12 protein-coding genes and 1 pseudogene are annotated in these 21,261 nt (G+C 61.2%); 9 read left to right on the top strand and 4 right to left on the bottom strand.

What is annotated here, in order from left to right; translation table 11 throughout:
* The first annotated feature begins 24 nt into the window (after positions 1-24).
* The gene (locus ASF57_RS11530) at positions 25-1,353 is read left to right on the top strand and encodes a polysaccharide biosynthesis/export family protein (RefSeq protein ID WP_082503882.1); all 1,329 of its coding nucleotides are present in this window, start codon (positions 25-27) and stop codon (positions 1,351-1,353) included.
* Positions 1,354-1,586: 233 nt separating this feature from the next.
* Here the strand turns inward: ASF57_RS11530 and ASF57_RS11525 are convergent, their stop codons facing one another.
* A complete protein-coding gene (locus ASF57_RS11525; protein WP_056483414.1) occupies positions 1,587-2,381 on the bottom strand; it encodes a ParB N-terminal domain-containing protein in 795 nt (264 codons plus the stop codon).
* Between the two features lie 1,460 nt (positions 2,382-3,841).
* Here ASF57_RS11525 and ASF57_RS11520 point away from each other — a divergent pair.
* Both ASF57_RS11520 and ASF57_RS11515 read left to right on the top strand, forming a co-directional pair.
* Positions 3,842-4,990, top strand: a complete 1,149-nt coding sequence (locus ASF57_RS11520) for a hypothetical protein (protein WP_056483411.1) — start codon at positions 3,842-3,844, stop codon at positions 4,988-4,990.
* 656 nt (positions 4,991-5,646) lie between these two features.
* Complete coding sequence (locus ASF57_RS11515) at positions 5,647-6,138, top strand: hypothetical protein (RefSeq protein ID WP_156376106.1); 492 nt, start codon at positions 5,647-5,649, stop codon at positions 6,136-6,138.
* A gap of 832 nt (positions 6,139-6,970) precedes the next feature.
* Here the strand turns inward: ASF57_RS11515 and ASF57_RS11510 are convergent.
* Both ASF57_RS11510 and ASF57_RS11505 read right to left on the bottom strand, forming a co-directional pair.
* Entirely contained in the window at positions 6,971-8,014 is a 1,044-nt protein-coding gene (locus tag ASF57_RS11510) for an acyltransferase (protein WP_082503881.1), read from the bottom strand.
* Positions 8,015-8,069: 55 nt separating this feature from the next.
* Positions 8,070-9,518: an oligosaccharide flippase family protein gene (locus ASF57_RS11505; RefSeq protein ID WP_056483405.1), complete on the bottom strand. Its 1,449-nt coding sequence runs from the start codon at positions 9,516-9,518 to the stop codon at positions 8,070-8,072.
* Positions 9,519-10,904: 1,386 nt separating this feature from the next.
* Here ASF57_RS11505 and ASF57_RS11495 point away from each other — a divergent pair.
* The 4 genes and pseudogenes from ASF57_RS11495 to ASF57_RS11480 form a co-directional block, all read left to right on the top strand.
* A partial coding sequence (locus ASF57_RS11495) for a glycoside hydrolase family 16 protein (protein ID WP_244476911.1) occupies positions 10,905-11,366 on the top strand: 462 nt, incomplete at its 5' end.
* Positions 11,367-11,416: 50 nt separating this feature from the next.
* A pseudogene (locus tag ASF57_RS26580) lies at positions 11,417-13,012 on the top strand (hypothetical protein); the annotation flags it as partial.
* 440 nt (positions 13,013-13,452) lie between these two features.
* Positions 13,453-14,688, top strand: a complete 1,236-nt coding sequence (locus ASF57_RS11485; RefSeq protein WP_056483390.1) for a polysaccharide biosynthesis/export family protein — start codon at positions 13,453-13,455, stop codon at positions 14,686-14,688.
* Between the two features lie 65 nt (positions 14,689-14,753).
* Positions 14,754-15,140 (top strand): hypothetical protein, encoded by a 387-nt coding sequence (locus ASF57_RS11480; protein WP_056483387.1) that lies wholly within the window; start codon positions 14,754-14,756, stop codon positions 15,138-15,140.
* A 116-nt stretch (positions 15,141-15,256) separates the two neighbouring features.
* On the opposite strand, the gene ASF57_RS11475 is transcribed toward ASF57_RS11480, so the two are convergent.
* Complete coding sequence (locus ASF57_RS11475; RefSeq protein WP_056185619.1) at positions 15,257-15,625, bottom strand: hypothetical protein; 369 nt, start codon at positions 15,623-15,625, stop codon at positions 15,257-15,259.
* A 1,447-nt stretch (positions 15,626-17,072) separates the two neighbouring features.
* On the opposite strand from ASF57_RS11475, the gene ASF57_RS26570 reads away from it, so the two are divergent.
* Together ASF57_RS26570 and ASF57_RS27245 are read left to right on the top strand one after the other, a co-directional pair.
* A partial coding sequence (locus ASF57_RS26570; protein ID WP_210166825.1) for a family 16 glycosylhydrolase occupies positions 17,073-18,248 on the top strand: 1,176 nt, incomplete at its 5' end.
* Entirely contained in the window at positions 18,223-18,345 is a 123-nt protein-coding gene (locus ASF57_RS27245; RefSeq protein ID WP_280138758.1) for a hypothetical protein, read from the top strand. The genes ASF57_RS26570 and ASF57_RS27245, both read left to right, overlap by 26 nt.
* Positions 18,346-21,261 lie beyond the last annotated feature (2,916 nt).

The following is a 21,261-nucleotide window of genomic DNA, read 5'->3' as shown; positions in this document are numbered from 1 at the left end:
CGGTGCGGCAGGGATGCAGATGGTATGACGGTCTTCGAGCGGTGGACAGTAAGGTTGAACGGACAGCTGACATACGCCACGGCAGCGTCGAAGCGTCCCGCTCATCCGGTGCGGTCCCTTGCGCTGGCGGTCCTTGCTGCGGTCACCGGCTTCACATCACCCGTGAGCGCAGCCGAATACAGGCTCCAGCCGGGTGACACCCTGGAACTGTCGGTGGCCGGCATTCCCGAACTCCGCCAGCGCCTCCCCGTCACGATCGACGGTGATATCTCGGTTCCCCTGGCCGGCGACATCAAGGCCCAAGGCAAGACGGTCGCGGAGGTCAGGGATCTGGTGCGGGAGGCCCTGCCACGCCAATCGCTGAACATGCGAACCTCGGGGAACGGTGAACAGCAGACGGTTGTGGCACCGGGCGAGATTTCGCTGGTCATCGCGGATTATCGACCGATCTACGTAACGGGCGATGTCAGCAAGCCCGGTGAGCAGCGCTACACGCCTGGCTTGAGCGTGCGTCAGGCCGTGTCGCTCGCGGGCGGCTACGACCTGCAGCGCTTCCGGATGGACAGCCCGATCCTGGCGACGGCTGACCTTCGCGGCGAGTACGAGAACCTGTGGATCGACCTCGCCCAGGGGCAAGCGACGATCGCCCGGCTGCGGACGGAACTCGACGGAAAGCAGCAATTGGACGAGACCGGCCTGGAGAAGCTGCCCATTCCGGCCTCGACCCAGGAAAAAATCCTCCAGAACGAGCAGGGCCTGCTGAAGTCGCGGCTCGATGATTATTCCAAGGAAACCGCACACCTCAAGAATGCGCAACGCATCACCGAAGAGCGTTTGACGGCTATTCAGGATCAGTATCGCAAGGATACCGAGGCGGCGAAACTCGACGTCGATGAGATCGAGCGCATCGCCGATCTCAACAAACGCGGCGTGGTTCCGTTGACCCGCGCGGTCGAAACGCGGCGCCTGAGTCTCACGACAGCCACGCGGGCGCTTCAGACGGGCGTCGAAACTGAGCGTGCGAAGCGGGATCTGCTGGAAGCCCAACGCAGTGTCGCGCGGCTCTCCGACCAGCGCCGGGCCGACCTGATGCGCGACATTCAGGATGCAACCGTCAAGCTCGCCCAGACCCGCAGCAAGCTCTCCGCGGTCGGCGAAAAACTCCTCTACACCGGCGTCGTCCGATCACAGATGGTGCGTGGGACCGGCGGAAAGCCTCAGGTAATCATTCACCGTCGGGGCGGTTCTGGTGTCGAGATCCTTCAGGCGGACGAAGATGCGTCGCTTCAGCCCGGGGATACGGTCGAGATTGCGCTGAAACTCGAGTACGAGTTCAAGCCATCCGCCAAATAACGCTGCCCCCCTCTCGACCGTCTCGCCGTTTCCACAACTGACGTGGCTCGGTGCGCAGTGCTCGACGATCGGCTCATCGATGAGACGGTGTGACCAGCTTTTCCACGAGTTCCGATAGGGCTTTGCGCATGATGACAGCGCGGGCCTTGCTCGATCAGGAGTACAGGGACGGGCGCGTTATTCCGGTTTGGATCGGCCTGTGAGCGCGCCTGCTGGGCCGATACGGCTCGGCGCTAATGGGTATTTGCCAGCTGAAGATGCCGGCCCGACCCGGCCTGGCTCAGCAGCCGCGCGAAGTTCTTGCGAATCTCCTCGGCGAGGGAACTGGTCGGGCCCTTCTCACGGTCCTTCGTGCGCTCGGAAACCTCAGTCGAGATTCGCTCCAGATCGATCTCGTTTGCGGCCGCGAGCACGCGCTCTTCGTAGCCCACGAGATCCGAGAAACTCGAGACGGCTTCGCAGAGGGCCTTGATCAGGCGAGCCGACAGCATGCCGGGCTTATTGTTGTTCGTCTGCGTCACGCACCGGAGGGCAATGACCAGATCGTTGCGCTGATGCCGACGCAAGCAGGCGCGCAACGCACCCACGGCCATCGTCTGCCCGGGAACCTGACGGTCGGTTGCAATTGGATAGCGCAACAGGTTCACGTCGGCCTCGGAGCAGACATCGGTGATTTCGATCGCCCAGGTTTCGCGGGCCGTCAACGCGGCCGCATACAGAGCCATCGGCGTGATCGGCGTGATCACGCCATTGATCGCCTTGAAGGCGGCCGCTTGCTCTTCGTGAGCCGCGATCACGACCTGACAGGGAACTCTGTCGAATCCGCAGAGTGCTGCCGCCGTCGTGCGGTGCTGCCCGTCGATAATGGCAAACTGGCCGCCCTCTACGGGCGACACCACGACCGGCGCAAAAAAGGTCCAGCGGAAATCCCGAGCAATCCGGGCAACGTTGATTCGCCCACGGCCGACGATGGGGCGCTGATAGGACATATCAACGACGAGATCTTCGATCTTGAGCCATTGCAGCATCGGCGCTGGACCCGGCGCCGGAGCTTGTGGCGGCTCGAACCCATCGACCGAAATTTGGCGCACAACGTCACCCACTGTTCCCTAACCAATCCACGGGATATACATAAAATTTAGAACCATCAAGAATACGAACCTGTTACCCACTGAGCGGCCTGGTAAACTACTTAGTACCGCCTTGCCCTGCATTGAATCGCCATGCAGGCAGTTTTGGTTGTCCGGCAATCAGACGACAGGTGTCCGGGTCTTTTTCTAATGAGTCTGAGCAAATATCAATCCGTCCGCCTCATCATAATGATATCTACAAATTATCGGCTACAGAGTCAGCAATAAATCCAGCTTTACTATTTGTAAGTATCTGATTACATACTTGTAAATACAATAATCAATACATAACAGAAAATTTTGTACGTCTAGGACCTGCCCCTGCTTCGCCGTTGGTCAAACGCGATTGTTTCGAGGAAATCCACACATCGATTGGAAGCTGACGTTCGAAACTGGCGTGTCGCCGCCAAAATCCCAGACCGTGAAGCACCATGCGGAAACGGCTGAGCAGTCAGCTTGGCGGGAGATATAATTGACGGTCCCCCTCAAAGGCCCAGAAAGCTGGATGAACCAGCAGACCCCGGCCCGCGCATGTGGGAATCCAAAAAATCTCTGCAGCGAGCCGGTCGGCCTCACCCACGAGAGAGTGTCGGCGAAGGGGACGGGCCTCTGCTGGCCTCCCGATCCCGCTCGTCAATTGGTCGAAAGGCGCGCCATCGCAGTACAGGCGACCCTTCAGATACGATCTACGTCCGGTGCTGGATGGATGCTTCGCAGTGCCAATCCGAAAGGACATCGATCCGCGGCGATTGGCGGAGGCCTCATCCATCTTCCGCGTATGATCTTTTCTCGACGAGAACGAAACAGCAACAGAGTGAAATTCCGCGGCGGTCCGCATTTAGAAATCTGCAATGCTCTCCGCCGCTCGGCCTCAAGTCCGACAGAACGTCGGCACCGGCGGCAGCGACACCACCATGGGTGGAGAGATAGCAGCCTGATGGCTTGGCGATGCTCTTCTTGGTCAGGCACCCGGGCGACCAGCCGAGTCTGCGGAACCCTCGCAACCGCGCAGCGGAGCCTTCATCTAAAGATTCGGTTGCCACTGACAAAGCTTCCTCGGTGAGCCATCGCGGGACACGTTCACCATTCTGCCAGCAAGAATGGTGGGCTCCGAGCAGGTGGAGTTCCAGCGCTCGCACAGGCTGAATGGGGTGAGGGGATTCTACACCTTTCCTAGCTTACTCAGGGTTGCGGAGCGGTCTGCGTGGAGCAAAGCGGCGAGTAGGTTCCCCTTACGTCGTGAGACATCCCTGTCGACAGCTCAGACGAATGCGAGGAAAACACCCGTCCGAACCTGGCACCGTGGCGGATCTCGTCACCAGGTCTCCTGCGGCGCATCGATTGCGGAAGGCGCGACATTGAAGATCGCATATTTCGTCCACGATCTAACGGATCCGGCCGTTAAACGGCGCGTCAGCATGTTTAAGGCTGGCGGAGCGGAGGTTCTGCTCACCGGCTTTCGTCGCGGGGCAGTCCCGACATCCGTGGACGGCATCGTGCCTTACGATCTGGGCCAGACCGCCGATGCCCGTTTCGTCGCACGCCTGAGCGCAACGATGCGTCACGCGCTCCTGGGACGCCGGCTCCGGCACCGTATTGCCGGCGCGGACGTCATCGTTGCGCGAAATCTGGAGATGCTGGCCATCGCTCAAAGTGTCCGAGGCCGGCGAACCGCGGTGCCCCTGGTCTATGAATGCCTGGACATCCACCGCCTCATGCTTTCCCCGGGTCCGGCAGGCGTTGCATTGCGCACAATCGAAGGGGCGCTTTCCCGGAACGCCAGTCTGCTGATGACCAGCTCACCGGCCTTCGTCACAAACTACTTCGAGCCGCGCTCAAGCGTGAACCTGCCGGTTGTTCTCGTGGAGAACAAAGTGTTCTTGGCTCAGGCAGACGTGCCTGATCCGCCGCCCGGGACCAGAGCCGATACCGGCTCATGGAAAATCGGCTGGTTTGGCGCGATCCGATGCGCGAAAAGCTTCGCGATCCTCTCGGCGGTCACCCGGCGACTTGAGGGCCGCCTGAGCGTGATCATACGGGGCCGGCCGGCCTACTCCGAGTTCTCTAACTTCGATGCCATGGTCGCTGCGGAGCCCTTCATCTCGTTCGAGGGCCCGTATCGCAATCCAGACGACCTGATGGCGATCTACGGAGAGGTCGACTTTGCGTGGGTGATCGACTTCTTCGAGGAAGGCCTGAACTCGGAATGGCTCCTGCCGAACCGCCTCTACGAGAGTGGCTGGGCCGGAACGATTCCGATCGTACGGGACGCGACCGCCACCGGACAATGGCTTGCGCGGCAAGGCGCAGGCGTTCGCCTTCCGAATGACCTCGTCGAGAGCCTCGTTGAATTTTTTCGGGAACTCGCGCCGGCTCAGATCGATCGGCTCACGACCGAACTCGCTCAGATCGATCCGAGCAACTGGATCTGCACCCAGGCGGAGTGTCGTGATTTGGTCGGACGCCTGACCACGCGAGATCTGCACGGCTTGCGCCCCACGACTTAAGTCGAACGTCGCGGGAGGAAGGCCGTGGGCCGGCTCCTCCCTGAGCGGTGAGAGGACGAGCAACGCGGGCGTTTTCAGCCGCGTCCGGCATTCAGGGGCGCGGAACGTGCTCTGCCAGCACTTCCGACGCAGTGCCCTCGTGAAGGCTCAACCCAAAATACGAAGCTTTCATGGAAAGCTCTCGTGTGTCGGTTTTTGCGCCGCTTGTCGGCCTGCCAGTTGGTCCACTACGTGAGCCAAGTCTCGACTCTATCTTCGTTCTATAAACAGTCATCTTGCCAGCATCTACCGGGATGCAATGCATCTCGCTGCATGCGCCAGCAATGATTAAGCGGAAGGATGTCCACTCTTATCCTCATGCAAGCTGGTCGGCCGCAGTGCGGCGCCGCTTGCTTGGTTAAGATTCACAGACACAGCCCTAGCATTGCTGAAAATCTGGGAATTTCAGAACTGATGCAATTCAGTAACTACGCCATTTGGCTGCGCCAAAACTACCTAGATGCCCATTTGGATGATTGACTCGGTGTCGCCCCCTAGTTAACACGCCGTTAGGGACGTTTCAGTAAATGAACGCCTCTTTCATAGTGCACAAATTTCCTGATTATTGATCATCGTTGCCACGGATGCCGTGCGCACAAGCTCTCGAGGATACGACAATGGCAATGGTTGATGGTGTTACCACCGCTCCCGACGCGAATGGTAAAATTCAGGGTAATGGCGGCGACGTAGACAAGATGGCCGGTGGAAGCGGTAACGATCAGCTTCAGGGGCATGCCGACTTCAACCAGTATTATGGCGGCACCGGCAACGACACCTTCGTTCTGGCTGCGAAGTTCGGTCAGGAAACGGAGGTCGCATCCAAGGATTTCGGGACCCTGGCGACCTACATCACCGACTTCCGCGGCGCGGGTGGCCCCGGCGCCGGCGAGCAGGACTTTATCAATCTGAGCGGCTTCGGTTCCGATGCCAAACTCGACCTCCTCGGCGCCGGCGCTGAGACTGCTTCGGGTGCGAAGGTGTATTACTACAGCATCTTCAACACCAACACGGGCGACTACTACAACTTCGCTGTGAACTCGCTGAACGGCAAGGCGCTCGACACCGGCGACTTCAATTTTTACGCTCCGCACGACGGCGCGTTGGTCTAACACTCGCCTAGCCTTTCAAAGCTAGGGACAGCCTGTGAAAAAAAGGCGGCGCACGCGCCGCCTTTTTTCGTTTGTGTTTTCATGTCTTCTTCTGTCGATGGGAACATCCGATCCGACCGATCGCTCGAACGGGGCTGGGCGGCAACCTGGATATGGCCGGCGTCGTCGGTCACTGGGACGCCAGATCCGGGATGGTGACGGCTGCACAGGCGGCCCGTAGCCCTGTGCCGGGTTCCGGTTGGATTCAATATCCATATTTTTCTAAAGCTCGATCAAGGGTCGCGTTTCTTCGAAGGAGGATCGGTAGCCTCCGCCGCGCGCATGCGTCCCGAAGCTCGCGCATGCGTCCCGAAGCTTTCGTCGAAGGGACGGACAGTCACCGTTGTCTCATGCCGATCCGACCGTAAGGCCCGGGATCAGGCGACTCCTCTTGGAGACGCATTCGCGGAGCGCTTGAAAGAGTGTCTCGCCGCGAGGACCTTCGGTTCGAGGCAGTGTGCAGCGGATGGGCCCGGAGATGCCCGCGCAGACGCATCGCGTCAGCCCGCGCCAATCACGCCCAGCCTCCTCGCTGGTCGGCAGGTTCGGTAAAGGGCGCTGCATGCCGTGGTGCTTATCAGCGGCCTGTTCGGCGTGGCGCTCGCAAGACGCCGGAGCTCTCCCGGGTTCGATTGCTGGCATGCCGGCGTCGCCCGGAGGCGGCTGGCCTTTCCGCCACGACGTCCGGCACTCCCCGTTTCGACAAAGACCGATCGGCGACGTCCTGCTCGAGGCCGTCGCGTCTTCAATCCCTTATCATTTCGGTGCAGCTCGGGATCAAGCCGCGGCCCAACTACAAGGCACCCGCCGGATTCTTTGGGCGAGAGAGATGGAGCAGGCGTCGTGCTACCCGTGTCATCGGTATCTCGAGGGTCCGATACACCAAGAGAGCCAGCGTAATTGATATCGCGTATATGACTAAGATAACTAACAAGCTCAAAGGGAGCGACAGGGGCTGAAGTTTATTCGACAGCTTGATGACGACTTGGGCAACGAACGGATGCGTAAGATAGAGGGAGTAACTTGCGTCACCGATCGCCACGAGAGGACGCCAGCTCAGGGAAAGCCCTCCCCGATCCATGATGAGCGCTGCAACGACCAGAACGGCCGCAGGGATCCCGGCAATCGGCAGCATACTCGATGACAGGACGGCGGCGAGCAGCATCGCCGGAAGAGCGATGATTGCGAGGCACAGTGCGATGACGGCCGCCCGCTTGCTGTGCGGGAGGATCGCATAGATTCGGGCAACGATCATGCCCAGGGCAAACTCAAGGATGACGGGCCGCGTAAAGAAGAGAGCTGGGACATTCTCAAAGGTGATGGCCTGACCCAGTACTGTCATTGAGACCAGCACCCCGATCGCAACCAGGACCCTCAAATTCAGATCTTTGATGAAGAGACAAAGGGCAAACACTGCATAAAACATCATTTCATAATTTAACGTCCATCCCAGGAACAGCAGAGGCGCAACTTTTCCGTCGTCTCTCAAGTAAGGCCAAAAAGCCAGGGAGTTCACGAGATTCGAAAGGCTTGCTTTGGTTGCTCCGAGCAGTTGGGGTTGCAAAACCGCAATGGCGAAGATCGCGATGGTTAACAGCCAGTATAAAGGAGCAACCCTGGCCACGCGATTTGCGAAGAAGCCGAGGGGGGTCGGGCCATTTCGGTCCGACGTATAAACCATGATGAAGCCGCTGATGACGAAGAATAGATCAACCCCCGTGCTCGCGGCGATCCCGATATAATGAAAATTTCCGAACGACTTTATGATCGCTTCGCAGTGGACAATAACGACAAGGAGGGCCGCCAATCCTCGAAGAACCTGAATATTCTGAATCATTGGGCCACCCTCATTTCACTCGTATCAAGCGACAGCGCTTCCACCTCTACCAACATCAGGTCGGCTTCGCCGGGGATCGCTTTTCTGCGATCTTGACGCGCACCAGGTTCGAAATCTTCGAGAGATCACGCCGATAGATCACGAGGACGGACGCCATCGCTAAAACAGAACTGAGGGCGATCATCAGAACTGACGCAGGGATGCCGTGGAGTCCTGTGGGCGCCGATAGGGCGACGGCGCGCGTCGCGCCTGCAGCAATGAGAGAGAACAGCAGCAAGGGAGAGAGCACGTTCCAAAAGCAGGTGGCGATCACCGGCCCGGTTTCCCGGCGGGTCAGATAGGCGGACACGAGATAGAAGACCCAACTCTTCAGCGCGATGGCCAAGGCAACCCACACGAGGCCGTATCGCGAGAGCAATACGACAGAGCCAAGTCCGACAATCATCGAACACAGCGCGTAGATGAGGAGAACGTGATTCCGCCCGCTGACCGAAAGCAGTGACCCGTAGATGCCGCCATAGATCCGCGCCAATCCGGACAGTGCGAGAAGCGCACAGACGGGCGCAGCACTGAGCCAGCGATCCCCAAAGACCCATCCGACCCATTCCTCGGGAAAGGAGACGAAGATGATGATTGGCAGTCCGAACAGCACGGTGGTCAGTCGCATCGCGGTCGTAACGATTTCAGAACGCGGCGCCGCACCCCGGCTCGCGAAGAGCGGTTGATACATGATGACCGAGAAGGACGATGAGGTGCTCATCAAGACCGTCTCGATGCGCTTCGCGAGATTGTATGTTCCGACGAGCGCGGCGGACACAAAGCCTGAAACGACCAGCGTATCCGCATAATTGTTGGCGGCGGCGACGATGCGAACGGCCGACGAGTAGCCGGCCTCGCGAAACAAGGCTTTCAGGGGCGCCGTCCCCAGCGTGGGTCTGACGCGGTCCATCTGGCCCCGAGCCACCAGGAAGAAGTTCAGCATCGACTGGAGGAGATAGTAGAGGATCAAGCCCTCGAGAGCGTGGCCCGCAAAGGCCAGGACCGATCCCACGCCCGCCGCGACGAAATTGGCGATGACCGTCCGCATCGCCAGGCGCCGGAAGGTGAGTTGGCGCGCGAGGGCGGCCTGCGGCTGGACCGACGTGACGTCGAACAGCAATTTCGGCGCGAGGAGAAGTAGGATCGGGCCGATCGCCTGAAGATCCGGCATGTATCGCCCGACCAGAACGATCACGCCCATATAAACCGCGGTTGCGATCAGGCCACTGAGAAGGAGCAGTCCCAGGGAGGCGCATTCCTCTTCGCGCGTCGTCTCCGGACGTAGCAGGACCTCATACAGCCCCTGGGGACAGAAGGTCTTGAGAATTTCGAGGATCGAGACGGCGATACCGACCGCGCCCACCTGGTACGCCTCGCCGGTGCGAGCAAAAATAATGAACAACAGGAAGGGGATGACCACCGTCGCGGCGGTATTCAAAAGCGACCAGATCACTGGGCCGAGCATGTCTCACCAACTTTCGCGCCACCATCGGGATCGCCACGGTCCTGTTAGCCCATGTTTCCAGGGAAGGCGATGAAGCGGTGCGCACGGGTTCGCAGCGGATTCCAAGCCTGCGCGGCGCAGCCGTAGGCACCGGAACCAGTGCCGATGCTGGATCGGCAGCGGCTGGGATGACGCCGCTCCAGAACGCCTCCGCAGGCGCGAACCGCAGCCGCGGGAGACCCTTCAACCGAGCGGATTTGGTAGGGTTTTCGATTTGGTAGGCATTTGCATCATCCCACGAGAGCAACGCTCGCAAATGCTCCGATGCAAGCAATTTGATCGATCGATCGAACGTTTATTTCGAGCGGATACAACCAGATGTCCTCATCGCATTGAGGACGACCCCGGTGGCCACATATCTCAACTCCGCTGGAAGCACGCTGTCGACGAGTGGGGCAACCAGAAAAGGGTTCATCGCACCTGCCAAAGAGACTCTTGCCGGAACAACCGGAAACGATGCTCTGCGGACAGGCGGTGCCAGCACCCTCGTTGGCGGCCTCGGCGATGACACCTATTTTGTGTATGGCAAGAACGACATCGTTTCTGAGAAAAGCGACGAAGGAACCGATACGATCAACTCGACGGCGAATTATTATGTTCTGCCAGCGTTCGTCGAGAACTTGATCTTAGCAGGGCTCCATTCGAGCGGCAAAGGCAATGCGCAAGACAACATCATCGTCGGCACAGGTTCCGGCAACCAAACCCTGAATGGCAGCGCCGGAAACGACGTGCTGATCGGTAGCGCCGGGAAAAACAGCTTCATCATCGCCAAAAGCGAAGGCTCGGATGTCATCGTTGGATTCGATCATACGAAGGACGTGATCGAACTTGATAACTATCAAAGCTTGAATAGCTTTGAAAAACTCAAATCTGCGATGTCCCAGGTCGGGGCGGATACGGTCATCAAGCTTGAGACTGGCGAAACGCTGACCCTGCGCGATCACAAGGTCGAAGATCTGTCCGCCGCGAATTTCCGCCTGCCCGTCGATCTGTCGAAGTATCAGCTTACCTTCTCGGACGAGTTCAACACCTTTTCGGGATCCGCGACCGGAGTCGCGACGACGTGGCAGACGAAATATCCGCAGGCCGGCCTCCGCACCCTGCCCAGCAACAAGGAAGATGAATACTATTCCGACAGCTCGGTCGGGGTGAACCCCTTCAGCGTCAAGGACGGCGTCCTCGATATCACYGCCGCGCGCGCGACCCAGGGCGTCGAAACCCCGCTCGGCTCGGGCCTGGATTGGACCTCCGGCGTCATCACCACCTACAAGTCCTTCTCCCAGCTGTATGGCTACTTCGAAATTCGCGCCCAGCTTCCCGCCGGCAAGGGCTTCTGGCCGGCCTTCNTCCGGCGTCATCACCACCTACAAGTCCTTCTCCCAGCTGTATGGCTACTTCGAAATTCGCGCCCAGCTTCCCGCCGGCAAGGGCTTCTGGCCGGCCTTCTGGCTCCTGCCGGCCGATCTGTCCTGGCCGCCCGAACTCGACGTGTTCGAGGTGCTCGGCGACGAGCCGGGCACGATCTACGCCAGCACCCATTCCAAGGTCGGCGGTCCCAATGTGACCGAGACCCAGACCGTCTTCGGAATCGACACTTCGAAGGGGTTCCATACCTACGGCGTCGACTGGCAGGCGGATACCATCACCTAYTACGTCGACAACAACGCCGTCGCCCGGCTTGCGACGCCGAGCGACATGAACAAGCCGATGTACATGCTGCTGAATCTCGCTGTCGGCGATGCAGGCTCGTGGCCCGGGGCCACGGACGCCACCACGCCTGCCGAAGGCCACATGCTCATCGATTCTTAACGGGTTCTCCAACGTCGATGTCGCGCAGCGTAACCGCATGCCCGACTTCNAAGCCGATGTACATGCTGCTGAATCTCGCTGTCGGCGATGCAGGCTCGTGGCCCGGGGCCACGGACGCCACCACGCCTGCCGAAGGCCACATGCTCATCGATTATGTGCGAGCCTACACAACCAAGCGTGATGCCCCCCCTGTATCGCCTTCGCTCACGCCCCCGGACACCGGAGTGCCGGTTACCATCAGCGCGTTCAAGCTTGCCGGGCTCACCCCGGCCGCCGGTGGGGCGGCCGATGCTGAGCTGGCGGGAACGGCCAGTGGCGGCGCGCTGGTGACCGTCTACGATAGCAACAGCATCGTCGCGACCACGAAGGCCGACGACAAGACCGGTGCCTTCGCGGTGACCTTGAAAGACCTCGGGGCCGGCAGCCACATGCTGACGGCGAAGGTCGGACCAACAGCGGTCAGCAACGAAGTTCTGATCGTGGTCGGCACAGCATCGTCGGTGGTCGCCCAGTTACCGGCTCTCCAGGCGTCCGGAAAACTGGCGGCGATTTACCTGTCCGATAGCCACGTCCTCCCGGTCGCGTCCATCGCAGCCATGACCAGCCTCCTGACCGACAGCAAGGAGGCTTTGGCCGCCATCAAGGACGGCTACAGCTTTGCAGTCACGACCACGGCCGGCAACAACATCAGCGTGGTGAGCTACGATGCCCTCGGTCGGATGACATCGACGGCGACAACGAGCATTGTCGACGGCCAAGTCACGCGCTCGGTCGAGACGAAAGCGGATGGCTCCAGCACGACGCTGGTCTACGCCAAGGGCATCGTCGTCAGCGAAACGCATGTCCATGCCGATCGGACGAAGGACGTCCTGCTCACCAACATCGTCGGCAAGACGTATGTCGCCGAAACCAACAGCTACGATGCGGCCGGAACCCTGATGTCCACCAGTCGGACGCATAGCGACGGCTCGAAGGACTGGGAGTTTTCCTTCGATAAGCAGACCGGCATCAAGACAAGCACATTCTTCGATAACGCTGGTGCTGTCGCTATGCAAACCATTAATTCGGCCGACAAGATGGTCGAGACCAAATACGTCGATAATCTCAAAACTTCGGAATATACATATTATACGCCAGGATCCGCCGATATCGCCAAGCTGAAGATCTTCACGGCCGGCGTCCTGACCTATGAGACCGTTCGGCACAGCGACCAAACCAAAGACAACTACACCTTTTCGCCCGACGGAAAGAGCTTCGCCGTCAAGCACGAACAGATCGACGCGACCGGTAAGACGGTCATGATTGATCTGACCTTCCAAGATGGATCGCACGCCATCACCGGCCTGAAGGGGAATCTGACGATCGAATCCACGGCGAAGACCTCCGATACGTTGAAGGGCGCAGGAGGCGATACCTTCCTGTTCGAAAGAGATTCCGGCGCTGATACCATCGTCGGCTTCCATCCCGGCAGCGGAATCGGACACGACGTCATCGCGATCGACCATTCCGTGGCCACAAACATGTCTCAACTAGCCCTCAAGACGGTTGGCCAGGATACGGTCATTCAAATCAGTGCGACCGACAGCATCACGCTTCAGGGCGTCAGTCACACTGCGCTGACTCAGGACAACTTCTGGTTCACCTGACCGGCATTACTCGGAAGCCAACTCCGGTTGTCGAGATCGACCAAGACTCCGGTGTTGCATTCTGATGGTCTGGAGCTTGTGTTGAAGTTCGCACCTGATGCCATCCTCGGATCAGACCCTGAAGGCGCGTTCGGCTGTCGCGCCCCAAAGGCTCAGGCTCCGGAGCATTCGGAGGCTTCCGACGTCCGACGGGAGGGTTCCTCATCGACCCGTTTGAGCTTGGGCGATCAAGCGCAAATGCCGTCGAAATCGGCGCAGGTCTGTGTTGTATCAACACCACTTCACACTTCCGTGGAGCGAAAAACTCGAATCCGGAAGACATCCAGGCGGCATAGCTTTAGTTGTGGCGCGACGACCCTACTCGGCCCGGCTTCGGGCGTATCTCCGGGAGGCGGTGTTTGCGCCGTAGCTTTCATTCACGTTCGATCGGTGCTGCGGTAATGGCATTCCTCGCCAAGGATCACGACGCCGCCCCGCGTCAGGGTGGACGCCTGCGTTTCGTTTTTGCGGCCCTCGCCCTTTCCGTTTCGGCCGCTTTGTCCGCTTGCACCTTCGTTTCCAGCGATGGCCCGAACCGGGGCGAAGTGCGAGCGAACGCGGCGTTGGAGACGGCGCCAACGCCTCCAGTCGGGTACGTCGTTCTCGATCTGAACGCATCCGTTCTGAGGGCGGCCAACGCCAACACGGAGGCGATGGGTCCACGCTTTGCCCGTGTCCCGGCAGGATCCACTGCCCGGCAGGGGGTGATCGGCATCGGCGACATCATCAACATTACGATCTTCGAGGCATCGGCCGGCGGCTTGTTCATCGCTCCCGAGGGTGGAACCTCGCGCGGAGGAAACTTCGTCGCGATCCCGCCGCAACAGGTGGAAACCAGCGGAACGATCACGGTCCCCTATGCAGGCCGCATCCAGGCGGCCGGGCGTACACCACAGCAGGTGTCCAAGGAGATCGCCACACGCCTCAACCAGCGCGCCGTGGAGCCGCAGGTTGTCGTATCGATCGGCGAGCGTCGTTCCGGCAACGTCAGCGTTCTCGGTGACGTCACGCTGCCGAACCGGGTCAACATCGATCCCGGCGGCCTTCGTCTGCTCGATGCGATCGCCCGGAGCGGCGGTCCGCGCAGCCCCCCCTATGAAACCATCGTCACGCTCAAGCGGGATAACCGGACGACCCAGGCCCTGCTAAGCGCCGTGATCAAGGTTCCGGGGCAGAACCCCTACCTCGAGCCCGGCGACACGGTCTTCCTGACCAAGGAGCCACGCTTCTACCTGACGCTCGGAGCGACCCCGGCCCCGGGATCCATCGGCGGAACGAACAATCGTCGCTTCAGTTTCGAGAACGACACCATGAGCCTGGCCGAGGCCGCAGCCAAGTCCGGCGGCCTCGATCCATCGCGGGCGGACCCGCGCGCCGTATTCCTTTATCGGGTCGAGTCGCGCAAGGTTCTGGAGGACCTGAACGTCGACCTCGCGGGCTATACCGGCGAGTGGATCCCGACGATCTACAACACGGATATGAGCCGTCCGGATGCCCTGTTCCTGGCAAACGACTTCGCGATCCGCAATCGGGATATCATCTTCGTTTCGGAAGCGCCGTCCGCCGGACTTCAGCGCTTCACGACCGCCCTGTCAGGGTTGACCGGCAATGCGAGTGCGGCCGCGGCCGTCCGGTAGGATCGACGGCTTTCTCGTGAGAGCCGCGTCAGAGTCACACCGATACTGAGACGAGGGACACGGGCATGCCTTGGTTTCTGAGCCTACTCCTTCTCAGCGGCGTGCTTATCGGCAGCGTTCAGGCCAAGGAGGTCCGCCGGACGGTGGACGGCAAGGCCGGACAGGATGCGCGGATCGGCTTGTTTGGGAGCATCACCCCGGACTGCAAACCCGAACGGACGCCGCCGGTTCGAATCGTCCAGCCTCCGACCCATGGCACGATCATCGTCGGAGCGGGCCAGACTCAGGTTCCGGCCTCTGGCGGAAGTTGCGCCGGCAGCGCCTTCCCGGTCCTGGCGATTTTCTACCGTCCGGCGGCGGATTTTGCAGGTGAGGATACGACGATCCTCGAGTTCGATAGCGGCCTGCCGGAGAAGCAGGTTCAGATCGTGGACGTCATCATCCGGCGCTGACCGTCTAAGGACGCCGAGCGAGACCGGGCCAACAAAGTCTCATTCTTGAGATTCTGCGCTCGATGCTCGGCGTGCCGTAGCGCGAGGGTGGCCGTGCCTATACCGGGACGAACGGATCACCGCTGACGGGTCAGCACATGGTAGCCGGGACGTCCGATCTGGCTGAGCGTCATCCGTTCTCCTTCGAGCAGACCGACGAACCGATCGCCGCCAAGCTCGAAGACGATCATATTCTCAGTCGTATTGAGAATATGCAGCGCGTCCCATTCGAAAGGCCGGGTCGGATTGCGATTGGCCTGCACGGCATCCTCATCGATCGTCAGCGTATAGTCGTCACCGATCCAGCGCCCCTCCAGCGCGTGGCGGCGCCGATGATCGCTGAGAGCGCTGTGTGAGATACCGGGAAGGATCAGACAGGCCGCGAAAACGAGCGGCCGGAACCCGGTCCTGCGCTGCCCTCTGGCGAACACGCATCTCGCCGCCATGGCTGGCCTCTCCCTCTCTGTCGGCTCTGGACTCATAAGCTTTAGCAGACCGTTGCCGCCCCGCAGACAGGGCAGCGAGGGCAGGATGCAAGGGGTCCGGTTGCGATGGAGCGGGGACGAGTTGTCAGGCGTGAGTCCCGCGGTCCAAGCCTGCCGGCGAAGCAGATCGGTGTCGAACCCCGTGTCATCCGGAAGATTGAGTGGCGGGCAAACGCTTCGGAAACTGGCCTCGCAATGGCGATCTGCACACGCTCTGCCAGCCCGACAACCCTGCCGCAAGCGCCGGAACGAATGGGGGAGCCGCGCCACAGAGGCTGCGCGCGAAGGCTTCGGACCCCGCATGATGCGGACGAGCCAGGGAGTTGCGTGATCGCCGCCAGAAATCGCCGAATCGGCCCTCCGGGTTGTTGCGCATGAATAAACACACTTAAAATTGCAATGTCGTCGCTGAATAGACTCCTTAACACAAAGACGTGAAGACTAAATTCACAGCCCTGCAATCAAGAATTGGAGAGAACCAGTCAGATATTCTCATTTATCTGGCTTGTAGCCTATCGTTAACCATCTTTGGGTATTACCCCCCGCAAAGCATAAGGGGGAATTGGCAAAAATGGCGGATACAGTCTTTTCGACGGCTCAGTACACCTCCGGTACAGCCGGTGCGGACCGGATCGATCTGTCATCGCGCGGGACGCGCGCGCAGCTGATCGCCGGACGGGATGGGACCGACACCATCATCGGGGCGTTGGGCAACGACACCATCAACGGCGGCGCTGGCAACGATGTCATCACCGGCGGGCTCGGCGTGGACAGTCTGACGGGTGGAGCCGGAGCCGACCGCTTCGTGTTCAGCAAGGCGGATCTGTCCGGCTCGGCCGGCCTGACGGGCACGGCCCTCGACCGGATCACCGACTTCCAGGGGGCCGGCATCTCCGGCGGCGACACGCTGGTGTTCCGCGGCTTTGCCGCCGATGCCGATGTGGTCGAGATCAGCACGCAGGGCACGCTGCACACCTACGAGATCCGCGAGAACGGCACGGCCGTCGGCCGCTTCACCGCCATCCATGCCGGAGAGGCGCTCACGTCGGGCGACGTCGTCTTCGAAAACTCCACGACGACGCCTGTCTCACAGCCGCCCGTCGTCGTTGCGCCATCATCGGGGACGGGCGAGGCAGCCCGGGCGAGTGCCACGCCGACCCACACGATCAAGGCTAACAATGCGGTCCAGACCCTCAGCGGCACGGCCGGGCACGACGACATCTGGGGCTGGGACAAGGGCAATGCTGTCCTGAAGGGCGGCGCCGGCGACGACACCTACCACATCTGGCAGTCGAGCGATCAGGTCGTCGAGGCGCCCGGCGGCGGCGTCGACACGGTCATCATTGCCTGGCGCGACTACACCCTGCCGGACAACGTCGAGAACCTGAGCTTCAGCAACGCCAAGAGNGAGGCGCCCGGCGGCGGCGTCGACACGGTCATCATTGCCTGGCGCGACTACACCCTGCCGGACAACGTCGAGAACCTGAGCTTCAGCAACGCCAAGAGCGGCACCGGCAACAGCCTCAACAACGTCCTCGTTGGCGATGGGGGGGCCCAGACCCTCAACGGGAAGGCCGGGAACGACATCCTGACCGGCCGCGGCGGGGCGGATATCTTTGTCATCGCCAAGGGCGAGGGCAGCGACGTCATCACCGACTTCACCTCTGGCGTGGACAAGGTCCGCATGGAGGGGGTCAACCTGCACAGCTTCGCCGAGCTGAAGATGGCAGCCAGTCAGGTCGGGTCGGACACCGTCATCTCGCTCGGCGGCGGCGAGACGCTGACCTTGCAGAACGTGGCGCTCACGAACCTCAAGGCCGGCGACTTCGCCCTGCCGGCGGACCCGTCGCATCCGGGCATGAAGCTGAGTTTCGCCGAGGAGTTCAACACCCTCAGCGCTTCGGCCGATGGCCAAGGCACGGTGTGGAAGAGCGCGCTCGGCATCGGCAGTGAGTACCGCACTCTGGGGTCCAACAACGAGGCGCAGTACTACTCCGACAAATCCGTCGGCACGAACCCGTTCTCGGTCTCGAACGGCGTCCTGAGCATCACGGCGGCTCCGGATCACGACGGCAACCCGCTCGGTCTGGCCTACACGTCGGGCGTGCTCACCACGGCCAAGTCGTTCGCCCAGACCTACGGCTACTTCGAAATCCGTGCCGAGCTGCCGGCGGGCCAAGGCATGTGGCCGGCCTTCTGGATGCTGAACGCCGACGGCACCGGTACGACCGAACTCGACGTCATGGAGTTCCTGGGCCACGACAAGGACACCGCCTACGCGTCGGTGCATTCCACCGTCGCCGGCCAGAGGCTGACCAGTACGCCGGTGCAGACGGCAGATCTGACGGAAGGCTTCCACACCTTCGGGGTCGATTGGCAGAAGGACACGCTGGAATGGTACATCGACGGTGCGAAGGTGGCCGAGATGGCAACACCGGCCGACATGCACAAGCCGATGTACATGGTCGTCAATCTGGCGGTGGGTGACACCGGCAGCTGGCCGGGCAAGTACGACGCCTCCATGCCGACCACCGGCCGACATGCACAAGCCGATGTACATGGTCGTCAATCTGGCGGTGGGTGACACCGGCAGCTGGCCGGGCAAGTACGACGCCTCCATGCCGACCACGCACCTCGACGTCGATTACGTCCGGGTCTGGGCCAACGACGCCATCCACTGAGACCAACTAGCTATCGAGTGCGTGTCCCCGCGATGAAACGCGGAGACACGCACTGTTCGTCAGTGGAAATCGTAGTCCAGGTGCAGCATCGCCCGGGCCGTCGCGCCGGTATCCAGCATCGCACTGTTCGTAACGGCCAACGCACGTCCGCCGGCGTCAACCACAGCGTCGAGGTAGAGGTTGTGATCGCCCGTGCTGCCCCAGCTGTCGCTCAGGTAGCGAACCACGAGGTTATGGTTCCCGGCACTCAGATCGGCATGCAAGTTCACGACGTCCGAGCCCTGACCATGAAGCGCTGACCCGGTCAGCGTCGAGCCAACCTGTTTTCCGTCGAGATAGACGGCGTAGAGTGCGTTGCCGACCACGGCATCCTGGCTGACGTAGAGCTTGAGAGCGGTGTTACCGGTTCCGATATCGTAGGTCTTGCTGACCCCTTCGGTGGCGGGTGGCGGCGGGGGTGGTGGCGGCGGCGGGGGTGGCGATACGGTACCGGTGCTCGAGCCCGTGGTCAGTGTCGCACGCGCGACGTTCCCAACATCGAGAAGAGCGGAGCCGGTGACGGTCAGCGCATTGCCAAATGCGTCCACGGCGCTCTCGACATAGAGGTTGTGGTCTCCCGCACTGCCCCAGCTGTCGCTCAAGTAGCGAACGGCGATCGCGTGCTTGCCGGCGCTGAGGTCCGCATGAACGTTCACCGTGTCGAAGGCTTGCCCATGCAGGGCCGAACCGGTGAGCGTGGTGCCGACCTGCTTGCCGTCGACATAGACCGCGTAAAGCGCGTTGCCCTGGATCGAGTCCTGACTGATGTGCAGAGTCAGGGCCGTCGAGCCGGTACCGACATCGAAAACCTTCCCGGCGGTGCCGCTCGGCGCCGTCGGCTGTGGCGGCGTCACGCTCCCATCTGAGTCGATGATTCCCGAGGCTGTGGTGCGAACCGACTCCGCCGTCCCCATGCCATCGGTGTAGCTCACCATGGCTTGCACAGCGTGACCGACATCGGCCGCACCTAGGGTATAGGTCGACTTCGTCGCACTCGTGATGGTCTGCCAGCCGCCCTTCCCATCGTCGCGCAGCCACTGGTAGTTCAACACGCCGAGCCCATCCGCATCCGCCAGGGTCCCGGGCGCTGCTGTCAGTACCTGACCTTGCCGCGCGGTGCCGGAGAGTGCGAGTGAGCCGGTGGGCAGGTCGTTGATGTTGGCGACCGGAGTGGTCTGGAAGCTGAACACCTCCTCGGAGGCCCCGAAGCCGTCAAAGTAGCTTGCCACGGCCTGGAGGCTATGGCCGACATCTGCTTGGCCGAGCACGTAGCGGTCCGCGGTTGCTCCAGCGATGCTGGTCCAGCCGCCGGCGCCATCGTCGCGCTGCCATTGGAACGCCAGAGTTCCCAACCCATCCAGATCGGCCAGAGTGCCGAGCGAAGCCGTCAAGGTTTCACCCTGTGTCGGCATGCCGGCGAGGGCCAACTGCCCGGTGGGCAGGTCATTGACGTTCGCAACCCCCGCGATGGTGTTGCTGCTGACGACATGCTCGACGATGCCGTGCCCGTCGGCGTAACGGATCATGACCTTGAGATCATGTCCGACATCGGCCTGGGTCAGGACGTACTCACGGCCCTGAGCCTGGTCGATGGTCACCCAGTTGCCGTTTCCGTCGTCGCGCTGCCACTGATAGCGCAGCGTAGTCGGAACCCCGTCTGCATCGGTGAGCGTACCCCGGAGGGCCTGGACCGTCTGACCCTGTGCCGCCGTGCCGGACACGATCGGCGCTCCTATCGGGTCAGCGTTCTCCGTGACCGTGTACTGGTTCTCGTAGACGTGGATGTAATCGATCGCATACGTTGACGGAAAGGTCGTCGCGGCGTTGGTGTTTCCACCCCATCCGCCGACGGCCAAGTTGGCGAGCATGTACNGTACGAGGGCCGCATCGTTCGGGGCGAGGTCGTATGACGGTGTACTGGTTCTCGTAGACGTGGATGTAATCGATCGCATACGTTGACGGAAAGGTCGTCGCGGCGTTGGTGTTTCCACCCCATCCGCCGACGGCCAAGTTGGCGAGCATGTACATCGCCACATGCATGTCGGCCGGAGTCGGCGCGCTCGCYACCTTGTTGCCGTCGAGGTACCAACTGATCTCGCTCGGCCCCCAATCGACGCCGTAGCTGTGAAAGCCCTTCGACAGATCCATGGTCGTGTAGACCGCTTGGGTGTTGCCGATCGACTTGCCGCTCGCGTCGGTATGGAAGGTGGCGTAGTAGGTCGCCGGGTCCGACCCAAGCGCTTCCAGCACATCGAGCTCGGTGCCCGAGGAGCCATCGGCGGGCAGGAGCCAGAATGCGGGCCAGAAGCCGGCSCCKGACGGGATCTGCGCCCGAATCTCGAAGTARCCGTAGAGCTGAGAGAATGACGCCTCGGAGGTGATCAGCCCGGAATTGTAGGGCAAGCCACGATCGTTGGTGGCRCCGTTCGAGACGGTGATCTTSAGCGCGCCGTCCTCGACCGAGAACGGGTTCTGTCCGGCCGTCGCATCGCCATAGTACTGACGCTCGCCATTCCAATAAATGGTTCGGCTGCCGTCGGAGAAGGTCGTGCGCCATCCATCGGTCCCATAGACCGCATTGGGGCTGCTGGTGAAGCTGTCGAACTCGTCGGCGAAGGTCAGGTTGGTCGAGCCGACCGGTAGCCAGAAATCGGCGCTTTTGAGGCCGCTGACCGTCATGTTGCGCAGGGTCAGGCTGTCGCCCTCTCCGAGGTTGAGCACGACGTCCGCGCCGACCTGGGTCATGGCGGCCTGAAGAGACGCGAAGCTGGCGAACTGCGGATAGTTGTTGAGCTGGATGTGGTCGATCCCGGACACGAAATCGGTGACCACGTCATGCCCGGTGCCCTTGGTCAGCACGAAGCCGTCGGCGCCGCC

The sequence above is a fragment of the Methylobacterium sp. Leaf117 genome, from assembly GCF_001422985.1.
Classification (GTDB): domain Bacteria; phylum Pseudomonadota; class Alphaproteobacteria; order Rhizobiales; family Beijerinckiaceae; genus Methylobacterium.
The sequence above is the reverse complement of the archived record's forward strand: the minus strand, read 5'-3'. Positions and strand labels throughout refer to the sequence as shown.